Source organism: Enterobacter cloacae complex sp. IR53041 (assembly GCF_049238285.1).
Taxonomy (GTDB): Bacteria; Pseudomonadota; Gammaproteobacteria; order Enterobacterales; family Enterobacteriaceae; genus Enterobacter; species Enterobacter roggenkampii.
In genome coordinates this window covers 83,271-109,987 of record NZ_JBMKHB010000015.1, presented here as the reverse complement: position 1 = coordinate 109,987, position 26,717 = coordinate 83,271, and the positions used below count along the sequence as shown (strand labels likewise).

At 56.1% G+C, this 26,717-nt stretch carries 27 protein-coding genes; 19 read left to right on the top strand and 8 right to left on the bottom strand.

Annotation, left to right across the window (positions count from 1 at the left end):
- The first annotated feature begins 186 nt into the window (after positions 1-186).
- On the top strand, positions 187-366 hold the full coding sequence (locus ACOTXF_RS12815; protein ID WP_139153386.1) for a hypothetical protein: 180 nt from the start codon (positions 187-189) through the stop codon (positions 364-366).
- Positions 367-420: 54 nt separating this feature from the next.
- On the opposite strand, the gene ACOTXF_RS12810 is transcribed toward ACOTXF_RS12815, so the two are convergent.
- Positions 421-774, bottom strand: coding sequence for an Arc family DNA-binding protein (locus tag ACOTXF_RS12810; protein WP_247169833.1), 354 nt, complete (start codon positions 772-774; stop codon positions 421-423).
- A 106-nt stretch (positions 775-880) separates the two neighbouring features.
- Between ACOTXF_RS12810 and ACOTXF_RS12805 the strand changes: the two genes are divergently transcribed.
- The 3 genes from ACOTXF_RS12805 (at position 881) to ACOTXF_RS12795 (ending at position 2,521) form a co-directional block, all read left to right on the top strand.
- Positions 881-1,054 (top strand): toxin-antitoxin system HicB family antitoxin, encoded by a 174-nt coding sequence (locus ACOTXF_RS12805; protein WP_063255860.1) that lies wholly within the window; start codon positions 881-883, stop codon positions 1,052-1,054.
- 70 nt (positions 1,055-1,124) lie between these two features.
- Complete coding sequence (locus tag ACOTXF_RS12800; protein WP_247169832.1) at positions 1,125-2,078, top strand: phage antirepressor N-terminal domain-containing protein; 954 nt, start codon at positions 1,125-1,127, stop codon at positions 2,076-2,078.
- Positions 2,079-2,122: 44 nt separating this feature from the next.
- The gene (locus ACOTXF_RS12795) at positions 2,123-2,521 is read left to right on the top strand and encodes a hypothetical protein (RefSeq protein WP_247169831.1); all 399 of its coding nucleotides are present in this window, start codon (positions 2,123-2,125) and stop codon (positions 2,519-2,521) included.
- A gap of 29 nt (positions 2,522-2,550) precedes the next feature.
- On the opposite strand, the gene ACOTXF_RS12790 is transcribed toward ACOTXF_RS12795, so the two are convergent.
- Complete coding sequence (locus tag ACOTXF_RS12790) at positions 2,551-2,811, bottom strand: hypothetical protein (protein ID WP_066019107.1); 261 nt, start codon at positions 2,809-2,811, stop codon at positions 2,551-2,553.
- A 195-nt stretch (positions 2,812-3,006) separates the two neighbouring features.
- On the opposite strand from ACOTXF_RS12790, the gene ACOTXF_RS12785 reads away from it, so the two are divergent.
- Entirely contained in the window at positions 3,007-5,004 is a 1,998-nt protein-coding gene (locus ACOTXF_RS12785) for a right-handed parallel beta-helix repeat-containing protein (protein ID WP_421635266.1), read from the top strand.
- A gap of 27 nt (positions 5,005-5,031) precedes the next feature.
- Here the strand turns inward: ACOTXF_RS12785 and ACOTXF_RS12780 are convergent, their stop codons facing one another.
- Positions 5,032-6,165 (bottom strand): acyltransferase family protein, encoded by a 1,134-nt coding sequence (locus ACOTXF_RS12780; RefSeq protein ID WP_248261252.1) that lies wholly within the window; start codon positions 6,163-6,165, stop codon positions 5,032-5,034.
- 394 nt (positions 6,166-6,559) lie between these two features.
- Between ACOTXF_RS12780 and ACOTXF_RS12775 the strand changes: the two genes are divergently transcribed.
- From ACOTXF_RS12775 to ACOTXF_RS12760, 4 genes are all read left to right on the top strand, one after another.
- Positions 6,560-6,964, top strand: coding sequence for a putative holin (locus ACOTXF_RS12775; protein ID WP_270588688.1), 405 nt, complete (start codon positions 6,560-6,562; stop codon positions 6,962-6,964).
- A complete protein-coding gene (locus ACOTXF_RS12770) occupies positions 6,951-7,244 on the top strand; it encodes a phage holin family protein (RefSeq protein WP_270588687.1) in 294 nt (97 codons plus the stop codon). Before ACOTXF_RS12775 ends, ACOTXF_RS12770 begins: the two co-directional genes overlap by 14 nt.
- The gene (locus tag ACOTXF_RS12765; RefSeq protein WP_270588686.1) at positions 7,234-7,860 is read left to right on the top strand and encodes a glycoside hydrolase family 19 protein; all 627 of its coding nucleotides are present in this window, start codon (positions 7,234-7,236) and stop codon (positions 7,858-7,860) included. The genes ACOTXF_RS12770 and ACOTXF_RS12765 overlap by 11 nt, the downstream gene beginning before the upstream one ends.
- 217 nt (positions 7,861-8,077) lie before the next feature.
- Positions 8,078-8,560, top strand: coding sequence for a DUF2514 domain-containing protein (locus ACOTXF_RS12760; RefSeq protein WP_270588685.1), 483 nt, complete (start codon positions 8,078-8,080; stop codon positions 8,558-8,560).
- Positions 8,561-8,763: 203 nt separating this feature from the next.
- Here the strand turns inward: ACOTXF_RS12760 and ACOTXF_RS12755 are convergent, their stop codons facing one another.
- Together ACOTXF_RS12755 and ACOTXF_RS12750 are read right to left on the bottom strand one after the other, a co-directional pair.
- Complete coding sequence (locus tag ACOTXF_RS12755) at positions 8,764-9,762, bottom strand: DUF3883 domain-containing protein (RefSeq protein ID WP_047745164.1); 999 nt, start codon at positions 9,760-9,762, stop codon at positions 8,764-8,766.
- 58 nt (positions 9,763-9,820) lie between these two features.
- Positions 9,821-10,651: a MurR/RpiR family transcriptional regulator gene (locus ACOTXF_RS12750; RefSeq protein WP_008502123.1), complete on the bottom strand. Its 831-nt coding sequence runs from the start codon at positions 10,649-10,651 to the stop codon at positions 9,821-9,823.
- 292 nt (positions 10,652-10,943) lie between these two features.
- On the opposite strand from ACOTXF_RS12750, the gene ACOTXF_RS12745 reads away from it, so the two are divergent.
- The 10 genes from ACOTXF_RS12745 to iolB all read left to right on the top strand — a co-directional run bounded on the left by ACOTXF_RS12745 (position 10,944) and on the right by iolB (position 24,074).
- Complete coding sequence (locus ACOTXF_RS12745; RefSeq protein ID WP_047745163.1) at positions 10,944-12,449, top strand: CoA-acylating methylmalonate-semialdehyde dehydrogenase; 1,506 nt, start codon at positions 10,944-10,946, stop codon at positions 12,447-12,449.
- A gap of 11 nt (positions 12,450-12,460) precedes the next feature.
- Complete coding sequence (gene iolD / locus ACOTXF_RS12740; protein WP_047745162.1) at positions 12,461-14,386, top strand: 3D-(3,5/4)-trihydroxycyclohexane-1,2-dione acylhydrolase (decyclizing); 1,926 nt, start codon at positions 12,461-12,463, stop codon at positions 14,384-14,386.
- 303 nt (positions 14,387-14,689) lie between these two features.
- A complete protein-coding gene (gene iolG, locus ACOTXF_RS12735; protein ID WP_047745161.1) occupies positions 14,690-15,676 on the top strand; it encodes an inositol 2-dehydrogenase in 987 nt (328 codons plus the stop codon).
- 31 nt (positions 15,677-15,707) lie between these two features.
- Positions 15,708-16,637 (top strand): sugar ABC transporter substrate-binding protein, encoded by a 930-nt coding sequence (locus tag ACOTXF_RS12730; protein WP_008502118.1) that lies wholly within the window; start codon positions 15,708-15,710, stop codon positions 16,635-16,637.
- Positions 16,638-16,691: 54 nt separating this feature from the next.
- Entirely contained in the window at positions 16,692-18,239 is a 1,548-nt protein-coding gene (locus ACOTXF_RS12725) for a sugar ABC transporter ATP-binding protein (protein ID WP_039266841.1), read from the top strand.
- Between the two features lie 11 nt (positions 18,240-18,250).
- Complete coding sequence (locus ACOTXF_RS12720) at positions 18,251-19,279, top strand: ABC transporter permease (protein WP_008502116.1); 1,029 nt, start codon at positions 18,251-18,253, stop codon at positions 19,277-19,279.
- Positions 19,280-19,287: 8 nt separating this feature from the next.
- Positions 19,288-20,421: a Gfo/Idh/MocA family protein gene (locus ACOTXF_RS12715; RefSeq protein ID WP_025912799.1), complete on the top strand. Its 1,134-nt coding sequence runs from the start codon at positions 19,288-19,290 to the stop codon at positions 20,419-20,421.
- 12 nt (positions 20,422-20,433) lie between these two features.
- Positions 20,434-22,338, top strand: coding sequence for a bifunctional 5-dehydro-2-deoxygluconokinase/5-dehydro-2-deoxyphosphogluconate aldolase (locus ACOTXF_RS12710; protein ID WP_159125719.1), 1,905 nt, complete (start codon positions 20,434-20,436; stop codon positions 22,336-22,338).
- 11 nt (positions 22,339-22,349) lie between these two features.
- The gene (gene iolE / locus ACOTXF_RS12705; RefSeq protein WP_048962896.1) at positions 22,350-23,240 is read left to right on the top strand and encodes a myo-inosose-2 dehydratase; all 891 of its coding nucleotides are present in this window, start codon (positions 22,350-22,352) and stop codon (positions 23,238-23,240) included.
- Between the two features lie 9 nt (positions 23,241-23,249).
- Positions 23,250-24,074, top strand: coding sequence for a 5-deoxy-glucuronate isomerase (iolB, locus tag ACOTXF_RS12700; protein WP_044597829.1), 825 nt, complete (start codon positions 23,250-23,252; stop codon positions 24,072-24,074).
- 55 nt (positions 24,075-24,129) lie between these two features.
- Here the strand turns inward: iolB and ACOTXF_RS12695 are convergent, their stop codons facing one another.
- The 3 genes from ACOTXF_RS12695 to ACOTXF_RS12685 are packed head-to-tail and all read right to left on the bottom strand — an operon-like array spanning position 24,130 to position 26,631.
- Complete coding sequence (locus ACOTXF_RS12695; RefSeq protein ID WP_232926720.1) at positions 24,130-24,873, bottom strand: alpha/beta fold hydrolase; 744 nt, start codon at positions 24,871-24,873, stop codon at positions 24,130-24,132.
- Between the two features lie 11 nt (positions 24,874-24,884).
- Positions 24,885-25,352, bottom strand: a complete 468-nt coding sequence (locus ACOTXF_RS12690; RefSeq protein ID WP_063616409.1) for a DUF6130 family protein — start codon at positions 25,350-25,352, stop codon at positions 24,885-24,887.
- Between the two features lie 49 nt (positions 25,353-25,401).
- The gene (locus ACOTXF_RS12685) at positions 25,402-26,631 is read right to left on the bottom strand and encodes an MFS transporter (RefSeq protein WP_045406083.1); all 1,230 of its coding nucleotides are present in this window, start codon (positions 26,629-26,631) and stop codon (positions 25,402-25,404) included.
- Between the last annotated feature and the right edge of the window lie 86 nt (positions 26,632-26,717).

Sequence of the window (26,717 nt, the reverse complement as noted above, 5' to 3'; positions counted from 1 at the left end):
CTGAACAGGAGGGACAGCTGATAGAAACAGAAGCCACTGGCGCACCTCAAAAACACCATCATACACTAAATCAGTAAGTTGGCACCATTACCCAGAACCCGGCTGCGTTTTTGGTGATGTACTGCGCGTGGGTGCGGATGTCGACACAGAACGTTATGTGCTTCTCACTTCCGTATTTTGAGGAGAATGAAAATCACAATTAAAGTAAATATTAGAAGTGGTATGCCATATGCACCTGATGGCGAAAGCAGCATATCCAAATGTGAAGTATTACTGACTACCGTTTGTGGTGGTGGGTTTGTGCCTTTTGGGGGTGGGACATCAAACCCCTCTGGTTTTGGTAACGCATTACCGGAAGGTACATAACCGTTGCTGTATTCATCTGGTGTTGAGAAAACTGGCATGGATTATCCTTACTGCTTAATTAGTTTTGTCAACCTTCTCATGCAATTTCACCAACTCAGATCTTAAAAGCACAAGAGGTGTCATTGCATCCACGATCGCGATAGTAAGTTTATCAAATTCTTTTTGCCACTCTTCACTCTTGCCATCTTCAGGGAGTGATTTCGCTAACGCCCGGTAACGCTCAACCAGTTCTTTATGACTGCCAATGGCTACGGCCGGGGCTCCAGAAAGCGCATCCTCAATCATTTGCACGATCTCAGAATTCATGGAGCGGCCGTTGCTTTTGGCGCGTTCAGCAACAGCATCACGCATTCCATCAGGGAATCTGAGGTTGAACTTATCCTGCATCTGGCTTGGGTATTTGCTCATAAGTCACCTGGAAAAATTATTCAAAATTATTATGGGGCCAAGTTGACATATCACGCAATGGTGTTAAATTAATACCAGGTGTCAAGTTGGCCCCAAGGAGGCTGAAATGCAAAAATCACTTTGTACCGAACGTAAGAGCATCAAATTAAACCTAAGACTTCCAGAGAGGCTGGACCAAGAAATACGTCGCATGGCTGAAATGGACTGCATTTCAATAAACTCTGCGATTGTGAGATTGCTAGCTAAGGGGGTGAGAGAGGAAAGGATAAATGTGCAGTAAAAATAGTGAAGCCCAACGGTGGCCAGACCGTCAGGCTTCTAATTTGTCAGCAACTTACAGGTAAACCGACATGAATAGTTTAGCACTGAAGCAAAATCATTGCACCATCAGCGTACCATTCCACGGCACTGATCTGTTTGTGGTCAACCACAACGGAGAGCCATACACCCCAATGAGACCTATTGTTGAAGGTATGGGATTGGCTTGGCAAACACAGCACAGAAAGCTGACTGAGCGATTCAAAACCTGCATCACCGAAATGGTGATGCAGCTTCCTGGTGATACTCAGCGTCGTAGCGTGGTTTGCATGGCATTACGTAAACTCGCCGGCTGGCTCCATACCATCAGCCCAAATAAAGTTCGCCCAGAAATCCGTGACCGCGTGATCCAGTATCAGGAAGAGTGTGACGATGTGCTCTACGAATACTGGACGAAAGGCCAAGTGGTTAACCCGCGCAAATCTGTGAAGACTCAACTGGGTAAAATCACCGCTGATCAGCAGTATGCCATTAAAGAAATGGTTATGTCTCGCGGCCAGGCCCTCCCTAAGGACAAGCAGGCTAAGGCCATTATCACAATGTGGTCTGCGTTAAAATCTCACTTTGGTGTTTCCTATAAAGATATCGAAGCTGGGCAGTTCAACGAAGCGGTTTCTCTGGTTGCAAGAATTCCTCTTGAAGGAGAGTTGATATCCGCAAGAGATGTACTTCTGGCTGAAGAAAAATTGAGCGCTGAGGTAGTGGCAGCGATCCGTGGAGTCGTAAAAAACAATACGAAGCGATACGAGGCTTCTTTGAAGCCTGGCTACCGCGAGCATATCCATTCACCTGAAGGTGTCCTTGGCCTGACGGAGCATTCCCTGCTGATGAATCTGCTTCGCCAAATGGAAGATGATGGGCATGATGTCTCCGGTGCGGCGGCAGAGTTGACGACGATTTTCTGCTATGTGGCCGGGGTAAGGCGCTGCATAAGCGACATTACTACCAACGCGCAGTATATTCTTAAGCAGGTGAATGATTTTTAGCAACGGAAGGGCCGAGCAGTCGGCCCATTCTTGAGGATCAGAACGTGAATAACAATATTAAAGACCTTTGCTTCAAAGATAACGAATCAGCATTTGAATACGCGTGTAAGTATTGCACAACTGATATTGCAGAAAGACAAGGGCTTCTGGCACTTGTTATTACGGATCAGGAACCAGATGGTGATGGTAACGCCATATATGCAGTGAAGGTTTCATCCGATGACGGTGGGTTTATCGTTCCGGCTATTTTTATGGCAGCACAAGCAGATTCAGGCGCCTTAGAAAAAGGAGACCTTGTTATCTGGGTTCCATCACAGTATTCGGACGAAATGGCAAAAACGTTAGGCGATCCGAGAAAGGGATGGATGGGGTATTTAGCAGCGAAAGCTGAACCAAAACTAACTCAGTCAGATGGATGGGGAATTCAGGTCCGCTACATCTAGTATACTAGGCCGCTTTTGCGGCCTTTTCTTTATGTCGTTTCCTGCTTCAGTTTTTCCACGCAGTAATCGAGATGCATCTGCAGATCCTTCATGGACATCTGCGAGCTGGTGACGTAATTCACCAGGGCGGTCAGTTCTGCCATCGGGCCATCAACATTAAAGCCGTCCTCATTCAGTTGTCTCAGCAACGTCATCAGGTGTGATTCTTCAACAAGGGAGCGAACGCCTCCCGGCGTGTGTATGCGTTCTGCAAATCCTTTTTCCAGCGGGTGATGATACTGACGTTGCATCTGATAATCTCCATGCATTCACTGTATATATGTACAGTAGCAAAAGTTCGAAATACTATCCAGCACGAATTGCTATTTACCCAAAAGGTAATAACTTTCCTGATTGTTATTCATTCAATTCATATAAGGTTTGACAGGTAATAAACTGTCCAGATGATGCATGCGCGCCGGGCGCTGCTTTACTGGAGACAGGCCATGACGGTATCAACCGTAGTTGACCATAACGATTACACCGGGAACGGCGTTACGACATCCTTCCCGTACACCTTCCGCATATTCAAGAAAACAGATCTGACAGTGTCGGTTATAGACCTGAGTGAAAACATCAGTACGCTTATACTTGATACAGACTACACGGTGACTAACGCTGGTGGTTATAGCGGTGGTAATGTTGTGCTTACCGCGCCGCTGGCTACCGGATGGAAGATCTCCGTTGCGCGAGAGCTGGAGCCTACCCAGGAGACTGATTTACGTAATCAGGGTAAATTCTTTGCAGAAGTGCATGAGGACGCCTTTGATAAGTTGACGATGCTGATCCAGCAGGTTGGCACTATGTTTAGCCTCGCGCTTCGCAAGCCATCCACCATCGCTAACTGGTACGACGCGCTGGGAAATTACATTCGCAACCTGCATGATCCACGTGACCCGCAGGATGCGGCCACTAAAAACTATGTTGACAGTAACCTTAACAAAACACTGCGCGTTCCTGAATCGATACCTCAGTTGCCAGACGCCACAACGCGAGCAAATAAAATGCCCGCATTCGACAGCGCAGGTAATCCCATCGTTGTGATTCCTCCGTCAGGTTCTGCCTCTGACGTGATGATAGAGTTGGCGAAGCCAACAGGCAGTACGTTAATTGGTTACAAATTTCCTGCAACAGGAAGCGTTTCAAGAACTGTGCAAGATAAGCTTGATGATTTCGTAAACGTACTTGATTTTGGTGCTAAGGGTGATGGCGTCTCAGATGATTCATTAGCCTTTAAAAAAGCCTCAGCTACCGGTAAGAAAGTGTTTATCCCTGATGTGTCAGGTAATGGTTCTGGCTGTGTTTACAAAGTAAAAAATGTATATATCAAAAAGCCATTGCTCTTTGGAGAAAATATCGGTGTAGAAATACAGCCTGTTTCTGCCGGAGATGAAATGTTCTATTTTGGCGATCCTGACCAGCCATCTACTTACATCATTAATGGTGCGAGAATAGAAAACCTCACCTTTTCATGCCCATCAGCTTTAGATGGAGATTACCCTATAGCCATACGCTGCCATCAACAGCAGCAAATGGAGGTGTTCGGATGTACATTCTACAGATTAACATTTGAGCTTATAGACTACAGATATGTCACCTTTAGGAAAATTCGTGGAATAGGTTCAATGTTTTATTCAAACAGGACGCAACCAAATGGTGTTGACTGGGCAGATTCATTAGTTATCTCAGACAGTTTTATCGCCTATACTTCCCGTATCGAGGTCCGCAACTCAGTGGGATTTCAAATGCGAAATACCTATTGCGCAAATCCGACATCTACTCCATGCCTGCTACTGGGATATGACGATTGGGCAAAACCGAGCCATGGTACATGCGAACTGACTGACGTAACAATTGAAGGCGTTACAGAACTCAACAATTGTAACCTTTTTGTTTTTATTGTAAATGGCCATATGGGTGCTTTTCAAGGTCATGGATTAACACTTAGAGATTGTTTTTCTGTAAACTGTGTAAACACCGAGTTTCATTACAGCAAAGACTTCGGCGTATACATGAATGCGTGTAAAAAATCATCATTCACTAATACTAGATTCACTAATAATGGCGAAGGTGGAATTAGGATAGGTGGCGATACACAATATGTTGCATTTGCTGGCTGCCTGTTTGGTGAGGGGGGGGTTGCGAATGATGGGCCAACTCAAAAACGCGGAATTAATATTGAGGATACGAGTGGAGGCGTGACGGTGTTGTCTTCTGTATTCGATGGAAACAGCGAAGTTAATATTGGTGGAGACCAAAGTAAGTATAGAGCGCTGGCATGTCAAGGGGTTCCTGATACAGTAATTGTTAGTCAGGGAGCAACCTCACAAAGACCAGCATCGCCTAAGGCGGGTCAGCAATATTACGATACTAACTTAGGCCTGCCAATATGGTGGAACGCCACCACAGGAACATGGAAGAGGGCTGACGGAACAAATACATAAAAAAAGGCGTCGAAAGACGCCTCACATTTATCCAGAAATCTTTTTGGCAATCCTTGCCCCAGCATTGATGAAAGGTTTTTCTATTGCGTTGAATATAACATAAGACAAGCAAACAGATATTATTAAAGATGATATGTATAGAGGTAATGATCTAATATTAGTGTTTAAACCTATTGTCTGACCATAAAGCTCTATGTATTTTATTACTGGAACGTGAATCAAATAAAGTGAGTAAGATATTGTCCCCAATGATATTAGTACTTTGTTAAAAACAAAAACTGAATTTCTTTCAAGAATTATAACGCAAGATACTATCGTAAAGGCGATATATGCAGATTTGGTTAATCCATGTCCTTCTGAAATTCCATTCAGCCAAAATACAAAAGAAAATCCTAGCAAAGCTATGGCAATGCTATTAACTATACCATTGTTTATTTTAACTTTATTAATGTATGGGAGTGCTTGTGCAATTATCATTCCAAGAATGAAATCAAAAACAATTGGGTTTCCTATGAACCCAAAGTGAGATAATAAATAACCACCATTGAAATAGTATCTTTGTGCGTCGATGGTAATGTTACCATTGAATATGACAGGCAATAAAACACTTACGCTCACCAGTACAATAGATGCAATCAAAGCCCTATATTTGATGCTAATTGACATTGAAAGTGCAAATACAATATAAAAATACATTTCATAAGCTAAAGACCATGAAACAATTATGGTTCCCCAGCCATAGTATGGAGGTAAGGAATTCCAGTCTAGCGGTATAAGGAAGAAAGACTTAGTAATATTTACTGTTGATAAGGAACCACCCTCGGCGACGCCAGTGTAAATGTTTCTGTAAAACAGAGCTACATAGATAGCAAGTATTACAAAGTATACCGGATATATTCTGAATATTCTTTTGACAAGAAATGACGCTGTATTACGAATTGATGGTGAGTTTATGTTTCTTGTGGAGTATGAAATAATAAACCCGCTTATTATGAAGAATATTTCAACCCCGAATATTGCATTTGCTGTCAGTCTGTCCATGATTGATCCAAGTTCTACTTGACCAAACATACCACGATTATGACCAATGGCAACAACAAGGGCTGCAATACCTCTAAGCGCCTCAATTCCGTAAAGCTTTTCATTTTTAATATTATTCATAATATAAGTTCTATTTTTTAATTAAAGATATTATTTTTTTTGTAATCCATTTGTAGCCACATAGCTATCATGACAATCTCTATTAAAATCATAAGGTTATTGTCTTTACTATGCCCTTTTATTAATCCTATGGCGCTCAGTAAGGCTACAAATCTTACAAGATTATTTAAAATCGATGTCATAATTTTATATTACCTTTAATTAGTTCTGTGATAACTGCTACACACGCTTGTTTGGTTAGCGTTGGTGTCCATTTTACATGGGGATCAATATATCACCCATAGGGTAATTTTGCTAAGAGCAATCCGATTAAATTTAATCCACATATGGTTTGTTGTGTATGATGAACTCACCTACTAAGGGGGTTCTTTATGCACATTAAACGGTGGTCACTATGTCACACACGTTAACCACGGAAACGCTGAATCAGGGGCTTAGCCTGAGCGCGCTTATGTCTGTGGTCGCGGGTGTGCCGCCTGAGGTGGCTTTAGGGGCGCTTGCTGGTGCGGTAATTTTTGTTACCTCAGCGGTGGAATATCCCATAAAGCGGCGGTTACTTCTGGCGTTCCTCAGCTTCTTCTGCGGCCTTCTCTTCTACAAAGCGACAGCTTCCATTCTGATAGGCTTTGCCAGCCTGATACCGACGATTACGCAGGACTCTTTCGAGAAAGGCATTGTGTATTCCGCCGGGGCATTCGTGTCGGCAATCGTCGCTGTTCGCATTGGCATCTGGCTGTATCACCGTTCTGAAAATCCGCGCGACCTGATCCCGGGGAGAAAAGACGATGACCAGTCCTGAGCTGCTTCTCATGCTTAACGCCGCTATCTGCGGCGGCATTGCAATCCGAGTCCTGCTGTTCCGCCGTGACGGGTCACGCCATCGCAGGTGGGGAGGTTGGCTCGCCTATCTGCTGATCGTCGTCGCCGCCAGCGTACCTATCCGGACATTCTACGGGTACTACGTCAGCGCCGACTGGTCAGAAATAATCATCAAAGCCGTGTTCCTGGCTGCGCTCATCAAGACAAAAGGGAACGTTGTGCAAATCTTCAAAATAACGAGGTCCCAGCATGGACATTAATCAGTTCCAGCGTGCAGCTGGCATCAGTGAGGTGCTGGCCGCGCGCTGGTACCTGCATATCACCGCAGCCATGAAAGAGTTTGGCATTGAGCAACCTCTGCACCAGGCGATGTTTATCGCGCAGGTGGGCCATGAGTCCGGCGGCTTCACCCGGCTGCAGGAGAACTTCAACTACAGCGTTACCGGGCTGGCAGGATTCGTCCGCACCGGACGACTCACTCAGGGCCAGGCCAATGCGCTTGGCCGCCGTGCTGGTGAGCCATCGTTGCCGCTGGAGCGCCAGCGCGCGATCGCCAACCTGGTGTACAGCAAACGCATGGGAAACAACGGGCCGACCGACGGATGGTTTTACCGCGGGCGCGGGCTTATCCAGATAACTGGGCTGACAAACTACCGCGATTGCGGAAACGGCCTGAAGGTTGATCTGGTGCAGAAGCCAGAGCTGCTGGCACAGGATGAGTATGCGGCCCGCAGCGCGGCGTGGTTCTTCGCAACAAAAGGCTGCATGAAGTACACCGGCGACCTGGTGCGCGTCACGCAGATCATCAATGGCGGGCAGAACGGCATCGACGACCGTCGCGCTCGATACATCACCGCCAGCAAGGTGCTCTCATGAAAAGACTTCTTTCTCTAGTTATCACAAGGTGGGAGACAGATACTGTTGCCCTGCAGGAGACTGAACGAGGAATGGAGATCGTTTGCAGTTATTCAGACATAGAACCTGGCGAGTGGTTTGATGGAATGTGTGAACTGAAAACTTTCACCTGGTTGAATTGGTCATGGCCTTATGGAGAACCTATTAACGTTCGTCGTTTTAAGCCAAAGGCAAGTCTATGATCTTGGCACTCTTCAAAGCGTACTGGAAACAGTTGCTTATCGTATTGATGCTTGCTGCTTTGGCCATCGGCGGAGTGGTTGCCTGGAATGTACACGGTAGCCGCCAGTACGATGCCGGGTATGCGCAGGCGCAGGCAGACCAGAAACAGGCCGACGCAAAATTGCGTTCGCTGAAAGAACAGGAGAAAGCGACCAATGAACGTGAAGCGCAGCAGAGGATCGACCAGGCGCGCAATGATGCTCTTGATGCTGCCGCTCGCGCTGGCCGGTTGCAGCAACAGCTCGTTGCCATCCGTGAGCAGCTCAGGCAGTATAACGCCACTGTCGGCGCTGGGGCGTCAGCCGCAGACACCGGAGTTTTGCTTGCCGACGTGCTCAGCAAATCTCTCGAGCGAAACCGACAGCTGGCAGAGTACGCTGACCGGGCCGCCGAAGCCGGACGAGTCTGTGAGAAGCAGTACGATTCACTGACCCGATGACATGGCATTTTCCATGGTACTGATTTCCGGTGACGGTATATAAAACGGTACGGGTAAAATCAGGCTTAAGAAAGTTGTTACCAGTCAATTGGCTATGTGTGTCGTAAATAATTGAGTGGGGAATAAACGCGGTTAAAATTTTTTAACGTTCTAAAAAACCCTCTGTTTCTTAGAGGGTTTTTTGTGTCTAAAGAATAGTTTCATTATTCCTTTACTGTGGGAAGAAATCTTCCAATATAAACATAAGGTTCAAGCTCAAATACGCGTTTCAGGTCGCGGGCAGTATATTCAATTAAGTTCGGCGATTCAGAAAGGGCAGAAGTCACCATTGCCAGACGCCATTTTGAATTAGATTGCATTCCCTTCAAATGTTCCTTCCGTGTAAGGAAAAATTGCGGGGTTGAGCTTGATGTGCCTTTAACTTCAATATGTCTCTCCTCTTCACCTTTCGTGAATGAGAAATCATAGCCGCAGGGCAGATGCGTCATACGTTTGCAGGTAAAACCTTTTTTCTCGTAATGTGTAATGACGATATCTTCGGCGCGCTTTTCGACACGTTTCCTATGTTCTGGAGTACCGAATCCCGTTAAGGGATCGATTGTATTAAGTTCAGGGTCGGGAGAGTTAATATCGTTTGGATTAAGGATGGCAAAGGGAGAGATTTTTTCCATCCGTTGATTCAGCAAGTTAAGTACGCGTATCTTATTGTCGTTGATTTCCACCCCAGGTCCTTCGAGAAAGGAATATTTCCCTTGTTTTATGGAGGGATCGGAGAACGGAGCGTTTCGTTTGTCGGGAGGAATAAAATAGGCTTTCTGGGCTGAAATACAGTATGACCTGTCACTATAAGATACGTTAATATCCCCCGCTTTTTTTATCTCATTGTCAGGCGGAACAAGCCATTTTCCGTGCAACGTTGCATCTTCATACCATCCAACAATGTGGATCCCGGCGCGTCGAGGATTTTTCGCAAGACAAATAACTGTCCATCCGTGCGGGTCTTCGTTTAAAGGGGCATAATGTTTTGCTTGTGGCGGAACATAACAATAATAAGTGCCATCAGGTGCAGGTTCAAAGTTGAACGCCTCGTGACCCCGTCGCTCGTCTTTTTTATTTTCATTTAGCCAACCAAAATTACCATTAACCGGTCCACCCCGATAATATTCTGACCAGCCGAATTTCACCCATAAAATTTTTTTCACATTTTATCCCTGATAGATCCAACCGTTTATGATTAAGGAAAGCATTAAGACCGATTCCTTATTTCCCTTCTCCCAACCGATACGCCAGCGCCACCACCAGCGACTGCACCAGGCACAGCGTCGCCGACTGAGACCGAAACGCATCCACCTGCGCCTCTTTCACCACAAAGCAGAGATCGCTGAACGTCGCCAGCGGGCTGATCTGGCTGTCCGTAATCACAATCTGCCGCGCGCCGACGCTGGCGGCGGTTTCGCTGACCATCACCGTCTCTTCCGCGTACGGGGAAAAGCTTATCGACACCACGATGTCGCGCGCCTTAATGCGGCTGATTTGCTCGCGCAGCATCCCGCCCATGCCGTCGAGCAGGATAGGACGGCACTCCAGATGGCTCAGAGCATAGGTGAGGTACGCGGCGACGCTAAAGGATCGGCGCAGTCCGGCGATGTAGATGGTGTCAGCGTCGGCCAGCAGCTGTACCGCGCGCTCCAGCATCTCCGGCTCGGCGCGGGCGGCCAGCTGCTGCAGCGCCTGCGCGTTCGAGCGGGCAAACTCCTGCAGGATATCGAGCGGCGTTTCCGGCACGGCCTCGCTCTCCATCTCGCGGAACAGCCGGGCGCGGTCGCTGTAGCTGGCGGTCTCCTCCACCAGGTTCATGCGAAACAGCTGTTTCATTTCGTTGAAGCCGGTGAAGTCAAAGGCGTTGGCAAAGCGGATCAGCGTCGAGGGCGGCACGTCGGCGCGCTCGGCAATAACGGCAACCGTATCAAACGCCACGCTGTTGGTATTGTCCAGCACGTAGCGGGAGACCTGCTGCAGCCTCTTGCTCAGGCTATCGTAGCGATCGCGGATTTGCTGCTGCAGTTCGTTCAGGCTGGTTGCTGTCGTCATCTTTTCCCCCAAATACAGTCATATGATTCTAAACGCAAAACCGCGTCTTTTAAATGTCGGCCATCCATCTGGCAGCAAAAATGAAACAGAAGCTTCAGTCATTTCCTCGCCCGAAATCCCTTAATAGCGCACGCGGCGTCAGTGGTGCTGGCTGTTAACATAAAAATCCATCCTTGATCACAATAATCATCATTTATTTTATTTCAACTTAAAATGGAATATTTGTTTCATATATAGTGGTCAGTACACAGTGTTCAGGTCACAGTCACGTATCAACAGCGAGAGGTTAAGGATGGAGACGGTAGCGAATTTTATTCACGGCGAATGTGTCACCGGTTCAGGCCAGCGCGTTCAGGCGATCTTCAACCCGGCCACCGGCGAGCAGATCCGCCAGGTGGTGATGAGTACGGCACAGGAAACGGAGCAGGCGATTGCCGCCGCGCAGCATGCGTTTCCGGCGTGGGCGCGTCATGCTCCGCTTAAGCGCGCGCGCGTGATGTTCCGCTTCAAGGCGCTACTGGAAGAGAACATGGATCGCCTGGCCCGACTCATCAGCGAAGAGCACGGCAAGGTCTTCTCCGACGCGGTGGGCGAACTGACCCGCGGCCTGGAAGTGGTGGAGTTTGCCTGCGGCATCCCGCATCTGCAAAAGGGCGAACACTCGGCGAACGTCGGGACCGGCGTCGACAGCCACTCGCTGATGCAGCCGCTCGGCGTCTGCGCCGGGATCACGCCGTTTAACTTCCCGGCGATGGTGCCGATGTGGATGTTCCCGATTGCGCTGGCGACCGGGAATACCTTCGTGCTGAAGCCGTCGGAAAAAGACCCTTCGCTGGCGCTCGCGCTGGCGCAGCTGCTGAAAGAGGCCGGCCTGCCGGACGGCGTCTTCAACGTGGTGCAGGGCGATAAAGAGTCCGTTGACGTGCTCCTGACCGACCCGCGCGTGCAGGCGGTGAGCTTTGTCGGCTCCACGCCGATTGCCGAATACATTTACCAGACCGCCTCCGCCCACGGGAAACGCTGTCAGGCGCTGGGCGGCGCGAAAAACCACTGCATTTTAATGCCGGATGCCGACATGGAGATGGCGACCAACGCCATCATGGGCGCGGCCTACGGCGCGGCGGGGGAACGCTGCATGGCGCTCTCGGTGGTACTGGCGGTGGGCGATAACACCGCCGATGACCTCTGCGCCCGGCTGGAAAAACAGATTGCCGCGCTGCGCGTCGGGCCGGGGCTGGACCAGACGCCGGAAAACGAAATGGGGCCGCTCATCTCCTCCGCGCACCGCAGCAAGGTGCTGGGCTACATCGACAGCGGAGAAGCACAGGGGGCGACGCTTCGCGTGGACGGTCGCGGCTTCAGCGTGAAGGGCCACGAGCAGGGCTACTTCGTCGGGCCGACGCTGTTCGATAACGTCACCCCGGAGATGACCATCTATAAAGAAGAGATTTTTGGTCCGGTGCTTTCTGTGGTGCGCGTAGCAGATTACGCCAGCGCGGTGGACCTGATTAACCGCCATGAATATGGTAATGGCTCGGCGATCTTCACCCGTGACGGCGGCTGCGCGCGTCGCTTCTGCGAAGAGGTGCAGGCGGGCATGGTGGGGGTCAACGTGCCGATCCCGGTGCCGATGGCGTTCCACAGCTTCGGCGGCTGGAAGCGTTCCATCTTCGGCGCGCTCAACGTCCACGGCAACGACGGCGTGCGCTTCTACACCCGAATGAAAACCATCACCGCGCGCTGGCCGGAAATGCAGCAGGAGACAGGCGCTGCGTTCTCCATGCCGACGCTGGGCTGACAGGAGATTTTATGCAAACCGAACGTATGACCATGGCCCAGGCGCTGGTCCGGTTCCTGAATCAACAGTACGTCAGCGTGGATGGCTACGAAACCCCCTTCGTGGAGGGCGTCGCCACCATCTTTGGGCACGGCAACGTGCTGGGTATCGGCCAGGCGCTGGAACAAGATCCGGGCCATCTGCAGGTGATGCAGGGCTGCAACGAGCAGGGCATCGCCCATATGGCGACGGGATTTGCCAAACAGCACCGCCGTCAGCGCATCTTTGCCGTCACCTCCTCCGTCGGGCCGGGCGCCGCCAATATGGTCACGGCCGCGGCAACCGCTACGGCGAACCGCATCCCGCTGCTGCTGCTTCCGGGCGATATCTACGCCAGCCGCCAGCCGGACCCGGTGCTGCAGCAGATCGAGCAGTATCACGATCTCAGCATTAGCACCAACGACTGCTTCCGTCCGGTCTCCCGCTACTGGGACCGCATTAACCGCCCGGAGCAACTCATGAGCGCGATGCTCAGCGCGATGCGAACGCTTACTGACCCGGCAGATACCGGTGCGGTGACGATTTGCCTCCCGCAGGACGTGCAGGGGGAAGCGTGGGATTACCCGCTGAGCTTCTTCGCGCGTCGCGTGCACCACATCGAGCGTCGTCCGCCCGATCCGCAGCGTCTGGCGCAGGCGCGGGCGCTGATCGCCCGCAAGCATCGCCCGCTGGTGGTGTGCGGCGGCGGCGTACGCTATTCCGGCGCGCATGAGGCGTTTCGCGACTTTGTCGAGACGCTGCAGCTGCCGTTTGCCGAAACCCAGGCCGGAAAGGGGGCGCTGGTAAGTGACCACCCACTTAACCTCGGTGGCGTAGGGGTGACGGGCGGGATGGCGGCCAACCAGCTCGCCCCGCAGGCCGACCTGGTGATCGGCATCGGCACGCGCCTGACCGACTTTACCACCGGCTCCAAGGCGCTCTTTTCCCATCCGGATGTCGAATTTCTGCTGCTGAACGTGGCCGAGTTTGACGCCCTGAAGCTGGACGCCACGGCGCTGATTGCCGACGCTCAAACCGGGCTCGAGGCATTGACCCACGCGCTTGGTGATTACCGCAGCGGCTGGGGAGAGGCGATCGCTGAGGCGAAATCCGCCTGGTGCGACGAGTGCCGTCGCCTGTGGGATCGCCAGTGGCGTCCTGACGACGCGCCCGAAGTGGCGGGGCACCTGGACGCGCAGCTGGCGGAATACGGCGAGGCGCTCAATACCCGCCTGACCCAGACGCGGGTGCTGGGGCTCATCAACCAGCATGTGGAAGATAACGCCATCGTGGTGGGGGCGGCCGGTTCGCTGCCGGGGGATTTACAGCGCCTCTGGCAGGTCAAAACGCCGGACAGCTATCACCTGGAGTACGGCTACTCCTGCATGGGCTACGAGATTGCGGCGGCCATCGGCGCGAAGCTCGCCCGCCCCGAGCAGCCGGTTTACGCCATGGTGGGGGATGGCTCCTACATGATGCTGCACTCCGAGCTGCAAACCGCCGTTCAGGAGGGCATTAAGGTCACCGTTCTGCTGTTTGATAACGCCAGCTTCGGCTGCATTAACAACCTGCAGATGGGGCACGGCATGGGCAGCTTTGGCACGGAAAACCGCCATCGCAACCCGGAAAGCGGGCGGCTTGACGGGCCGCTGGTGAAGGTCGATTTTGCGCAAAATGCGGAAAGCTACGGCTGCCGCGCGTGGCGGGTAAACGATGAGCAAAGCCTGCTGGCGGCGCTGGAGGCGGCCCGCGCCCATCCTGGCCCGACGCTGCTGGACATCAAGGTGCTGCCGAAGACCATGACCCACGACTACGCCTCCTGGTGGCGAACCGGTGATGCGCAGGTGGCAGAGTCGTCTGCCGTGCGTGAGGCCGCGGAGCAAACGCAGTCGCAGGTGAAAAAAGCCCGTCAGTATTGAGTTTTCCCGAAGTAACGAAATTTTCATTTCATTTTTGTTTTCCCTCATCCTAACCCTCTCCCTCAGGGAGAGGGGACGGCTCGGTGTGGTTTTTTACTCCCTCTCCCTGAGGGAGAGGGCCGGGGTGAGGGGAGTTGCCGCACGTTCACCTATGTTGTGAGATTGATAACAAAATTTATCTCATTCATCTCAAAAGTGTTAACCCGCACTCAAAAACATAATTTTCACTATTTATAAAAATGAAATAAATGTTTTATTTATAGAGTCGTTAGTTCACAGCATTCACCAACACCGGGAGCCGTTATGTTTAACATTGCTTTACTGGGCGCTGGCCGAATTGGCCAGGTACATGCAGCTAACATCGCCAGCCACGGCGCGACCACGCTCTGGTCCGTGGTTGACCCGAATCAGGAATTTGCCACCCGCCTCGCCACGCAGTATCAGGCCCGCCAGCAGAGCCTGGATGAAGCGATGACCGACCCTAACGTTCACGCCGTGCTGATCGCCTCTGCCACCGATACCCACGCGGATCTGATTGAAATGGCCGCCCGCCACGGCAAGGCCATCTTCTGCGAAAAGCCGGTCCACCTCGACCTCGCCCGCGTGCGCGACTGCCTGAAGGTGGTCAAAGAGTACGACGTGCCGCTGTTTATCGGCTTTAACCGCCGCTTTGACCCGCAGTTCCGCCGCGTGAAAACCGACGTGCAGGCCGGGCGCATCGGCAAGCCGGAATCGCTGCTCATCATCTCCCGCGATCCGTCTCCGCCGCCCGCGGAGTACGTGCGCGTCTCCGGCGGCATGTTCCGCGATATGACCATTCATGACTTTGACATGGCGCGCTTCATCATGGGCGAAGAGCCGGTGTCGGTGTATGCCCAGGGCAGCAATCTGGTGGATCCGGCGATTGGCGAGGCAGGCGACATCGATACCGCGTTTATCGTTCTGAAATATGCCTCCGGCGCGATGGCGACCATCGTTAACAGCCGCCGTTCATCTTACGGCTACGACCAACGCCTGGAGCTGCACGGCTCCGAAGGGCTGCTGTGCGCGGGCAACATTCTGGAAAACCAGGTGCAGCACTACGGCAAACAGGGCTGCACCAGCGCGCTGCCGGAACACTTCTTCCTGCAGCGCTACAAATCCGCTTACGCCGCGGAATGGGAACACTTTGTCGCGGTCCTGCGCGGCGAAGCGGTGCCTGACTGCAGCGGCGATGATGGTGAACGTGCGCTGTACCTTGCGGATAAAGCGCTGGAGTCACTGCGCAGCCAGCGCGAGATCGTCCTCTAAACACCACAACCCTACACAGAGAGACATAATAATGAAAAAACTGATCGTAGCCGCCCTCATCGCCATGACGTCCGGGGCCGCCCTCGCCGAAAACGAGCAAATTGTTTTCAGTACGCCAAACCTGGCCATGCCGTTTGAAGTTCACATGCAGCGCACGGCGGTAAAAGCCGCAAAAGAGATGGGCGTGAAGCTTCAGGTACTGGACGGGCAGGGCAGTTCACCGAAGCAGGTGGCTGACCTGGAAAACGCCATCACCCGCGGGGCGCAGGGCTTTATCGTCTCCCCGAACGACGTGAACGCGGTCTCCAGCGCGGTGGATGAAATTCAGGATGCGAAGCTGCCGGTGGTCACCCTTGACCGCTCCGTCGACAGCCAGAAAAAAGTGCCGCACTTTGGCGCCAACAACTACAAGGGCGGTCAGGCGATTGGCGATTTTGTGAAAACCAAATTCCCCGACGGGGCGGAAATCATTCTGCTGACCGGCCAGCCGGGCTCCTCCTCCAACATCGAACGCACCAAAGGGATCCGCGACAGCCTGAAGGCAGGCGGGGATAAGTACAAGATCGTCGCCGATCAGACCGGCAACTGGATGCGTTCTGAAGGGATGCGCATCGTGGAAAGCGTGCTGCCCTCGCTGCCGAAGCGTCCTCAGGTGATCCTCTCCGCCAACGATGACATGGCGCTGGGGGCGATTGAAGCCCTGCAGAGCCAGGGCGTGAAGCCGGGTGAAATCCTCGTGACCGGCTTTGATGCGGTGCCGGAAGCGCTGGCCCGCGTGCGCGACGGCTGGCTGGCGGTAACCGCCGATCAGCGTCCGGGCTTTGCGGTGCAGACGGCGATGAGCCAGCTGGTGGCCAACGTGCGCGAGAAGAAGGCCATCACCGGGGCCGACTACCCGCCGACGCTGATCACCAAAGAGAACCTGCAGCAGGCTGAGCGTATCGGTGAGGCCGGTAACTGATTTATCCGCAGCCGTCGCTGGCGCGGCGGCTCACTCTAAAGGAGGAGCAGACCGATGTCGCAACCCTTACTGAAAGTGACCGACCTGGCAAAAAGCTTTTCCGGCGTCTGGGCGCTAAGCTGCGCCCAGCTGACCGTCGGCGCGGGCGAGATCCACGCCCTGCTGGGGGAAAACGGGGCGGGTAAATCCACGCTGCTGAAGGCGCTCGCGGGGGCGCAGCCGCAAACCCGCGGGGAGATCTGGTTCAACGGCGAAACGCTGCCGGTGGACGACTCCCCGGTGGAGCGGCAGAACAAGGGCATTATCACCATCTATCAGGAATTCAACCTGCTGCCCAACATGACCGTCGCGGAAAACATGTTTCTCGGGCGCGAACCGCGTAAACGTAACCTGATCGTCGACGAAAAGGCGGTAAACCAGGAGGCGCAGGTCATTCTCGACTATCTGCAGCTGAACGTTGCGCCGACCACCCCGGTCGCCCGCCTGAGCGTTGCCCAGCAGCAGATGGTGGAGATCGCCCGGGCGCTGACCCTCAACGCCCGGCTCATCATTATGGACGAACCCTCCGCCGCGCTGAGCGACAGCGAGGTGGAAAGCCTGCACCGCGTGGTGCGCGAGCTTAAAAACCGTGGCGTGAGCATTATCTATGTCACCCACCGCCTGCACGAGGTTTTCCAGCTCTGCGACCGCTTCACCGTTTTCCAGGACGGCCGTTTCACCGGCACCGGCGCGGTGGCGGAGACCAACGTTGAACAGCTGATCCGCCTGATGGTCGGGCGCGACGTGGCCTTTAACCGCCGTCCCGCCAGCGAAACGCACCATGAGGATAAACCCGTCCGCCTGGCGGTGAAGGGGCTGAGCCGCGAAAAGCCGCCGCTGGATCCGCACGGCATCGCCCTGCACGACATCAGCTTCCACGTCCACGCCGGGGAGGTCTTAGGCATTGCCGGACTGGTGGGCGCCGGGCGCACCGAGGTGGCCCGCTGCCTCTTTGGCGCAGACGCGTTTACCTCGGGCAGCTTTGAGCTGGACGGCGTGCCCTACCAGCCGCGCGACCCGCTGTATGCCCTTGACCAGGGCGTGGCGCTGGTGCCGGAAGACCGCAAAAAAGAGGGGGCGGTGCTGGGGCTGTCCATTCGCGACAACCTGTCGCTCTCCTGCCTCTCCTCGCTGCTGCAGTGGCGCTGGTTCGTGAATACCCGCAAAGAGGACGACCTGATCGAGTCCTACCGCAAGGCGCTGCAGATCAAGATGGTCAACAGCGCGCAGGAGGTGCGCAAGCTCTCCGGCGGTAACCAGCAAAAAGTGATCCTCGCGCGCTGCATGGCGCTCAACCCGCGGGTGCTGATCGTCGATGAGCCGACGCGCGGCATCGACGTGGGGACCAAATCGGAAGTGCACCAGGTGCTGTTTGACATGGCAAAAAAGGGCGTGGCGGTGATCGTGATCTCCTCCGATCTGCCTGAAGTGATGGCGGTGTCAGACCGGATCATCACCCTGAGCGAAGGGCGAGTGACCGGCGAGATCCACGGTGACGACGCTAACGAAGAACGGCTCATGACGATGATGGCCATCAACCACAACGCCCTGAACGCGGCATAACGGAGTTTCTCATGACGCAGATGATTTCTAAAACGCAGGCCCCGGTCAAACGCGCCGGACGCATCGATCCCATCGCCTTCTTCGAGCGCTTCGGGGTGCTGATTTTCATGATCCTGCTGCTGATCTTCTTCCAGTCGCAGAACAGCAACTTTTTCTCTGAACGCAATATTTTCAACATCCTGACCGAAGTCTCCATCTACGGGATCATGGCCGTGGGGATGACCTTCGTCATCCTGACCGCCGGGATTGACCTCTCCGTGGGCTCCATTCTGGCGGTGTGCGCCATGACCGCGGCGTACGTGATTAAGGGCGACAACTTCACCACCGTCGACCCGAACGCCTGGGGCGGCATGAGCTGGCTGATTGGGCTGGGGATTTGTCTGGCGATGGGCACGGCGATTGGCTTCCTGCACGGTCTGGGCGTGACCCGCCTGCGCCTGCCGCCGTTCATCGTCACCCTCGGCGGGATGACCATCTGGCGCGGCCTGACGCTGGTGATCAACGACGGCGCGCCGATCGCCGGTTTCGATCAGGGCTACCGCTGGTGGGGGCGCGGGGAGCTGCTCGGCATCTCCATTCCGATCTGGATCTTCGCCATCGTCGCCCTCGGCGGCTATCTGGCACTGCACAAAACCCGCTGGGGCCGCTTCGTCTACGCCATCGGCGGTAACCCGGAGGCGGCGCGCCTGGCGGGGGTCAACGTCAAGCGCGTGCTGGTCAGCGTCTACGTGCTGATTGGCTGTCTGGCGGGGCTGGCGGGCTTTATTCTCAGCGCGCGTCTGGGGAGCGCCGAGGCGGTGGCCGGGATCTCCTTTGAGCTGCGCGTCATCGCCTCGGTGGTGATTGGCGGCACCTCGCTGATGGGCGGCTACGGGCGCATCGGCGGAACCATTATTGGCTCCATCATCATGGGGATTCTGATTAACGGCCTGGTGCTGATGAACGTCTCGGCCTACTACCAGCAGATTATCACCGGGTTAATTATCGTTCTGGCGGTGGCGTTTGATACCTACGCCAAGAGCCGTCGCGGCGCACTGTGAGGATCACGATGAAAGAGGTTCGTATTGGATTGATTGGCACCGGGTATATCGGCAAGGCGCACGCTATCGCCTATGCCCAGGCTCCGACGGTGTTCAACCTGCGGGGCAGGCTGGTGCGCGAGATGGTGGCGGAAGTCACGCCGGAGCTGGCGGCAGCGCGCGCGCAGGCGTTTGGCTTCAACCGCTCCACGGGCGACTGGCGGGCGCTGGTGGCCGACCCGGCGATTGACGTGGTGGATATTTGCTCACCCAACCACCTGCATAAAGAGATGGCGCTGGAGGCGATCCGCCACGGCAAGCATGTCTACTCGGAGAAGCCGCTGGCGCTGAACGCCCATGACGCGCGCGAGATGGTCGACGCCGCGAAGCGGGCCGGGGTGAAAACGCTGGTGGGGTTCAACTACATGAAGAACCCGACGGCGCAGCTGGCGAAGGAGATTATTGCCCGCGGCGAGATTGGCGAAGTGATCCACTTCTACGGCACCCACAACGAAGACTATATGGCCGACCCGCTCTCGCCCATTCACTGGCACTGCTTCAAAGAGACCGCCGGGCTGGGGGCGCTGGGTGACCTCGCGGCGCATATCGTCAACATGGCCCAGTACCTGGTCGGGGAGATTGAGCAGGTCTGCGGCGACCTGAAGATTGTGGTCCCGGCACGTCCGGCAAAGGCCGGATCGTCAGACATGATTGCCGTCGAAAACGAGGACCAGGCCCACGCGATGGTGCGCTTCGCGGGCGGGGCGCAGGGCGTGATTGAAACCTCCCGCGTCGCCTGCGGCCGCAAGATGGGGCTGTCGTACGTCATCACCGGGACGAAAGGCGCCATCAGCTTTACCCAGGAGCGCATGGCGGAGCTGAAGCTCTATCTGCATGACGATCCGGTAAACCGTCAGGGGTTTCGCACCCTGCTCGTCGGCCCGGCACACCCGGACTACGCCGCGTTCTGCATGGGCGCAGGCCATGGGATTGGCTTTAACGATCAAAAAACGGTGGAGGTGCGCGACCTGGTGGACGGGATTGCCGCCGACGCGCCGATGTGGCCGGACTTCGAAGAGGGCTGGAAGGTGTCGCGCGTGCTGGACGCGATCGCGCTCTCGCACCGGGAAGGCCGCTGGCTGAACGTGAATGACATTGTCTGATGAGGTATCAACGTGGAAAAGCAGTTTGATGTGATATGCATGGGCCGCGTGGCGGTAGACCTCTACAGTCAGCAGATTGGTGCCCGTCTGGAGGATGTGTCGAGCTTCGCCAAATACCTCGGCGGCTCGTCCGGCAACGTGGCGTACGGCACCGCGCGCCAGGGGCTGCGCTCGTCGATGCTGGCGCGCGTCGGCGACGAGCATATGGGCCGCTTCCTGCGCGAAGAGCTCAGCCAGGTGGGCTGCGATACCAGCCATCTGATTACCGATAAAGACCGCCTCACGGCGCTGGTGCTACTCGGCATTAAAGACCGGGACACCTTTCCTCTGATTTTTTATCGCGATAACTGCGCGGATATGGCCATTACAGCCAGCGATGTGGACGAAAGCTACATTGCCTCCGCACGGTGTCTTGCCATCACCGGGACTCACCTTTCTCATCCTCAGACCCGCGAGGCGGTGCTGACGGCGCTGGGCTATGCCCGCCGTCACGGCGTGCGCACGGTGCTGGACATCGACTACCGTCCGGTGCTGTGGGGGCTGACCTCCTTAGGCGACGGTGAAACGCGTTTTATCGCCGCGGATAAGGTCACCCGCGAGCTGCAGGAGGTGCTGCACCTCTTCGACGTCATTGTCGGCACCGAGGAGGAGTTTCACATTGCGGGCGGCAGCACGGAGACCCTGCAGGCGCTGGGGCAGGTGCGTGCGGTGAGTCAGGCCACGCTGGTCTGCAAGCGCGGTGCGCTCGGCTGCTCGGTTTATACCGACGCCATTCCGCCCCGGCTGGACGACGGCCTGACGGTGACCGGCGTGCGCGTGGAGGTGCTGAACGTCCTCGGCGCGGGGGATGCGTTTATGTCCGGCCTGCTGCGCGGCTACCTGAACGACGAGGGCTGGGAGCAGGCGTGTCGCTATGCCAACGCCTGCGGCGCGCTGGTGGTCTCGCGCCACGGCTGCGCCCCGGCGATGCCGAGCAAAATCGAGCTGGATGACTATCTCTCTCGCGCTGCGGATGTGCCGCGCCCGGATCTCGACCCGCGTCTGAACCATCTGCACCGGGTCACTACCCGTCGCCGCGAATGGTCGGAGCTGTGCGTGATGGCCTTCGATCATCGCAGCCAGCTTGAGGATATGGCGCTGCAGTGCGGGGCGTCGCTCAAACGTATTCCGGCGCTCAAGCAGCTGATCCTGCAGGCCAGCCGCGAGGCGGCGAGCCGCGCCGGGCTGGCAGGCAAAGCGGGCCTGCTGTGCGACGGTACGTTTGGTCAGGACGCGCTCAACGCCATTACCGGCGAGGGGTGGTGGATTGGTCGCCCCATTGAGCTGCCTGGCTCGCGTCCGCTGGAGATGGAGCACGGCAACATCGGCACCCAGCTCATCAGCTGGCCGCAAGAGCACGTGGTGAAGTGCCTGGTCTTTTTCCACCCGGAAGATGCTCACGGCCTGCGCCTGGAGCAGGAGCAGAAAATCGCTGAGGTGTACCACGCCTGCTGTCAGTCCGGGCACGAGCTGCTGCTGGAGGTGATCCTGCCTGCGACCATGCCGCGCAGCGACGAGCTCTACCTGCGCGCCATCTCCCGCTTCTACAACCTCGGCATTTACCCGGACTGGTGGAAGCTGCCGCCGCTTTCCGCCGAGGGCTGGACGGCACTGAGCGAGATTATCGAACGCCGGGACCCGCACTGCCGCGGGGTGGTGATCCTCGGCCTGGATGCCCCTGCAGAACAGCTGCGCGCCGACTTCAGGGCCGCAGCGGGGCAGACGGTAGTAAAAGGCTTCGCCGTAGGGCGCACGCTGTTCGGCGATGCCTCCCGCGCGTGGCTGAAGCACGATATTGACGATGCGCAACTGGTGGCGCGCATCCGGGACAACTACCTGCAGCTTATCGCCTGGTGGCGCGAGCGCGGACACGCATAATGGAGACGACAATGAGTGTACAACTGGGCATTAACCCGCTGACGTGGACAAACGACGATCTGCCTTCTCTCGGCGCGGAGACGTCGCTGGAGACCTGCCTGAGCGAAGGTAAAGAGGCCGGTTTTGCAGGGTTCGAACTGGGCAATAAATTCCCGCGCGAAGCGCGGCTGCTTGGCCCCATCCTGCAGCGCCATGACCTGCAGCTGGTCTCCGGCTGGTACTCCGGCCGACTGCTGGAGCGCAGCGTGGAGGCGGAGATCGCCGCCGTGCAGTCCCACCTGACGCTGCTGCGCGAGCTGGGGGCGAAGGTGCTGGTGTTTGCGGAAGTGAGCGGCTGCATTCACGGCGAGCAGCAGACCCCGGTGCATCTGCGCCCGCGTTTCCCGCAGGCACGCTGGAAGGAGTATGGCGAGAAGCTCACGGAATTTGCCCGCTACACCCAGCAGCAGGGGGTGCAGATTGCCTATCACCACCATATGGGGACGGTGATTGAGTCCGCTGACGACGTGGACAACCTGATGACCCACACCGGCGAAGAGGTTGGACTGCTGCTGGACACCGGTCACCTGACTTTTGCCGGGGCCGATCCGCTGGCGGTGGCGCAGCGCTGGGCGTCACGTATCAACCACGTTCACTGCAAAGACGTGCGTGCCGACGTGCTGGCGGACGTGAAAAACCGTAAAACCAGCTTCCTTGATGCGGTACTGAGCGGCGTGTTTACCGTGCCGGGCGACGGCTGCGTCGATTACCCGCCGATCATGCGGCTGTTGAAGGCGCAGGACTATCACGGCTGGCTGGTGGTGGAGGCGGAGCAGGACCCGGCGGTTGCCCATCCGCTGAACTACGCCCGTCTGGGGTATAACAACCTGAGCCGCCTGGCGCGCGACGCCGGACTGATTTGAGGAGGTGACATGTCACGTCTGTTATCACGCTGGCAACAGCCGAACGCGGAGGGGCGGACCCAGTCCGTCACGCCGGAACGCGCAGGGTGGGGATACGTCGGCTTTGAGGCGTATGAGCTGCAGGAGGGGCAGCAGCTGACGCTGCCCGCCGTCAGCGAAGAGCGTTGCCTGGTGCTGGTCGCCGGGCGCGCCTCCATCAGCACGCCTTCCGCGCAGTTTAACGACATCGGCGAGCGGATGAGCCCGTTCGAGCGCATCAAGCCGTGGGCGGTGTACGTTACCCCGCAGGAGACGGTGCAGGTGAAGGCGCTGACGAGGCTCGAGCTGGCGGTCTGCGCCGCCCCCGGCAAGGGCACGTATCCGACGCGGCTGATTGCGCCGCAGGATATCGACGCTGAGGCGCGCGGCAAGGGCCACAACCAGCGCTACGTGCACAACATTCTGCCGGAAGATAAGCCCGCCGACAGCCTGCTGGTGGTGGAGGTCTGGACCAACGAGGGCTGTACCAGCTCGTACCCGAGCCACAAGCACGACACGGATAACCCGCCCCGGGAGACTTACCTGGAGGAGACCTACTACCATCGCCTCAACCCGGAACAGGGGTTCTGCATGCAGCGGGTTTACACCGACGACAGAGCGCTGGATGAGTGTATGGCGGTCTACAACCGTGACGTGGTCATGGTGCCGAAGGGATACCACCCGGTGGCGACGATGGCCGGGTATGACAGCTATTATCTCAACGTGATGGCCGGGCCGGTGCGCAAATGGATGTTCACGTGGGAAGAGGACCACGCGTGGATTAATCGCGATTATCCCGCGGATGGCGGGCACTGAGGCTATTTTTTTGCCGGGTGGCGCTGCGCTTACCCGGCCTACAATTTACAAAATACTATTTTGCTTCAATCGCCTGCTCAATCGTCCGGGCGATAGCCTCCGGCTGGCTCACCATCGACACGTGGCTCGCGGAGACCTCGGTGGTTTTCGCATGGATCGTCTTCGCCATCGCCCGTTCAAGATCGGGGTTGATCATTCGGTCATTTTTGCTGACCACAAACCAGCTCGGCTTAACATGCCACGCCGCGTGGGTCACCTTTTCATCAAACGCATCGGCCTTAATTGGCCCCTGCGTGGCCGCGATAGCAGTTTGTTCCTCGGGCTTCACGTCCGGCGCGAAATCCTTCCTGACGGCGTCCGTTGGCAGATATAAATAGCCGTCCGCCGTTTTGGCGATGCCCGCGCTGCCCGGCGACGGAGGGTAGCTTCCCGCGAGGTCCGCCGTCGACTGGCCGGCATCCGGCGCGAACGCCGCCACATACACCAGCGATTTCACCCGCGCATCGTTGCCCGCTTCGCTAATCACGGTGCCGCCCCAGGAGTGACCCACCAGCACGACATCCCCCTGGGCGCGGGCGATGGCCCGCTTTGTGGCGGCAACGTCATCGTTAAGCGACGTGAGCGGCAGCTGGACGGCAATGACATCTGCGTGCTGTTTCTGCAACAGGGTAATCACCTTATTCCAGCTGCTGCCGTCGGCAAACGCGCCGTGCACCAGCACGACGCTGGTTTTGCTCTGTGCAAAGGCACTGGCGGAAAGCGCCAGCAGGCCTGCCGTCAGTACAGTCAGTGCTTTCATCGTCAGACTCCTTAAAAATGGTGGACCGCCGCATGAGGCGGTACGGTGAATTCGATGGTTTTGTGGTCGAGCGGCTTGTGCGTCGGGTCGGCCAGAATAATCGTCACCTTGTGTTTACCGGCGGGGAGTCCCACCAGAATCACCGGCTCTCCGCTGGCGTCAGCCCAGTGCCACGGCGCGTCATCCACCACCACGTGAATGTGCCCGATGCGCGGGGTGACCTTGAGCGCTTCAGGTCCGAATACCGGCTCGATGCGCAGGTTTTCGGCACGGTACTGGATAAACACCGCGCCTTTACTCAGCGGCCCGGCAAGCGGCGGATCGACGATCAGTTTTGCCGGCGGTTGCGGCTGCGCCAGCGGGGCAACGGCGGCGGGGCCGTTAACGTCCGCGGCGCTCAGATTGTCCAGCGGCGTGGCCTGGGCATGTGTTACAGATGCCAGGACGAGCAGGGGTAAAATTGCGTAACGACGAATCATGGTTCTCTCCTCATCGGTTCTGAATGACAACAGGGAAAGAAAACCATTTTTATGTATCGGAGATATTTGCCGGAGGGGGCGTTTTGTACCCGTTTGTCAGCGCGTCGCGCGGGATACAGTGCGATACAGTTTGCCTCCCGGGACGGCGCACGATCGCTATCGCCAGCCCGGCAATCACCAGCGTTAACCCCGTCGACACTCCCATTGCACCCGCGATCCCCAGCGTTTTGTTCAGCCACGCATAGGCAAACGGTGCGGCTGCGGCCATCAGCTGGCCCGGGATAAGCAGCATGCCCGTGCGGCGGGCATAGCTTTCCGCGCTAAACAGCTCCAGTGGCAGCGTGGCTTTTACTATGGTGACCAGCCCGTTGATGGCGCCGTAGCCCAGCACAAACCCGGCCGCGCACCAGACAAACAGGACGCTGCTTATTCCCACAAGAAAACACAGCGGCATGGCAAGAGCGGTAAAGAGCGTAAGTTTGAAGGGGGTTAAGCGGCCACCTGCCAGCACCTCCAGCGAGCGCGCGCCCGTCTGGCCGATCCCCCACAGCATGCCAATGGCGACCGGCAGGCCAAAGTGGGCAATAAACTCCGGCAGATGGGTGGAGGTGCCGTTAGAGACAAAGGTGATAAGGGCGATGAAGGCCGCATAAAGCCAGGCGTTACGTCGCTCGTTGCGCAGGGGCGGCGCAATGGCCTTCGTGTTTTCCGTCAGCCGCTGCCGGGGAAGCGTGCGGATCAGCACTGCGCTCAGCAGGCCAAGCAGGGCATAAATGCGTAACGCGTCCTGCCAGCTCATGATGTGAAGCAGGCCATCGCCCAGCGGCCAGAAGACGGCGGAGGCCAGCCCGCCCGCCAGCGTGACGCGTGAGATCGTTCTTCGCGCCTGCTGCCCGTAGAGGTTGACCAGCGCGGCGAACAGCGCATCGTACAGCGACAGGCGCATCCCAGTGCCGGCGACAATCCAGGCGCTGTACCAGCCATAAAGCGTCCGGGTATACGCCATTTCTGCGCAGCTTGCGGCGATCAGCAGCGTTCCAACCATCACCACTTTTTGACCGCCAAAGCGTGCCAGCAGGCGGGCGACAAAAGGAGATACCGCCGCCATCACCAGCATCGCCAGCGTCAGGCCGAGGTAAATCTGCGGTGACGACCATCCCCGGTCGGCTGAAATGGCCCGCGCAAAGGTGCCGGGCATATAAAACGAGATCCCCCAGTTGATGAGTTGATTACACCCGGCGGTGAGGGCGAGGCGACGAGGAAGGGCAGAAGTTTCCATGAGTTTTCATTCCGTTATGCAGTTGTCCTGAGCATAACGGGCGCGGTATTGTGCTGGCAGGGCTGCAACCTTATGCACGGTATAAG